This is a genomic window from Thalassotalea sp. G20_0, assembly GCF_017744175.1.
In the GTDB taxonomy this organism is placed as follows: Bacteria; Pseudomonadota; Gammaproteobacteria; order Pseudomonadales; family Endozoicomonadaceae; genus Endozoicomonas.
On the sequence record NZ_JAGHQV010000245.1, the window covers coordinates 1 to 1,059 of the forward strand.

The following is a 1,059-nucleotide window of genomic DNA, read 5'->3' on the forward strand; positions in this document are numbered from 1 at the left end:
CGATGAAACCACTGACCCGTGGTAAAGAACTGGCAAGCGCTGCGGTCAACTCGGTATCACAGGGTATTCAGGGAATCAGAGAACGAATGAACAGGCAGAGTGTTTCTACGCAGGAACCAGCCCATGAAATGAGCCAGGTAAAGACTGACAGAGTGACTGAGCTGGACAAACGTATTAATCAGCTATCACAACCGGAACATCCGGGAAACCTGTTACACGGTTTCAATACAATTGATGGGAAACCAGCGTCATGAAACTTGAATGTGTTCAAAAAGAAAGACCTCACCCTGGATTTTTGCCTCCCGTCTCAGGTTAGACATTAAGGGATCCATTGCAGAAAACCAGTTACTTTACTCCGCTGTTATTCCATATAGGATGTACTGAACCCACCTTGCAGTGAGAACTATCTTGCCGGGCATATACCTCCCTGTGGGAAGGGTCCTGTGCAGGATGACAGCGGAGTGAATCGGTAGATTTTCGCTGCTAATGCTATCAACGGTCAAAGGGCATCCAACAGCCAACCATAACCGATACGTTCCTGTTCAAGACGCAGGTTTTTCCCGTAGGTGTTATCCTTCAGTGCCGCAAACAATGGCAATTCATCCGGGGTAAGTCCCGCCAGTTCACCGGTAAAACGTTTACTGTCCAACTCCTCCGTGCAAAGTTCCAGATGCGCTTGCAGGGTGGCCTGGTCCATCAATAAGGAGCGGGCTTGCGGGAAATGCTGCCGCAGGCGGGAGAGTATGGCAAAACCGTGGGTGTCAATATCGCCCCAATATGTAATCTCTTTTCCCTTTAACCAGCTAATGGAAGACAGTGACTGAATACCATAGCCCAGCCCAAAGATTACAATGGCATCCGGTACCGGTGGAAAGGCAAGACCATTGACCTTGTTTTCCGTGATGAACACCTTGCCGGTTCCCGGGTCTATGAATTGCGACACCGGAACCGTGATATCCGTCACCGGGCCGGGATGATCCAATAACCGGTAGCGCACCAGTGGCTCATCAAACCGCAGGCCAAAGCGGCGTTCAAAACCGTTTTCTGCGAGACCGGCGA

The 1,059-nt window shown here is 50.4% G+C and carries 2 protein-coding genes; one reads left to right on the forward strand and one right to left on the reverse strand.

The genetic code is table 11. The features are described 5' to 3' along the window. On the forward strand, window positions 1–254 hold a 254-nt coding region (locus tag J7438_RS25830), incomplete at its 5' end, for a hypothetical protein (RefSeq protein ID WP_209278903.1). A 245-nt stretch (window positions 255–499) separates the two neighbouring features. Here J7438_RS25830 and J7438_RS25835 read toward each other — a convergent pair. Further along, on the reverse strand, window positions 500–1,059 hold a 560-nt coding region (locus tag J7438_RS25835), incomplete at its 5' end, for a DUF2220 domain-containing protein (RefSeq protein ID WP_209278904.1).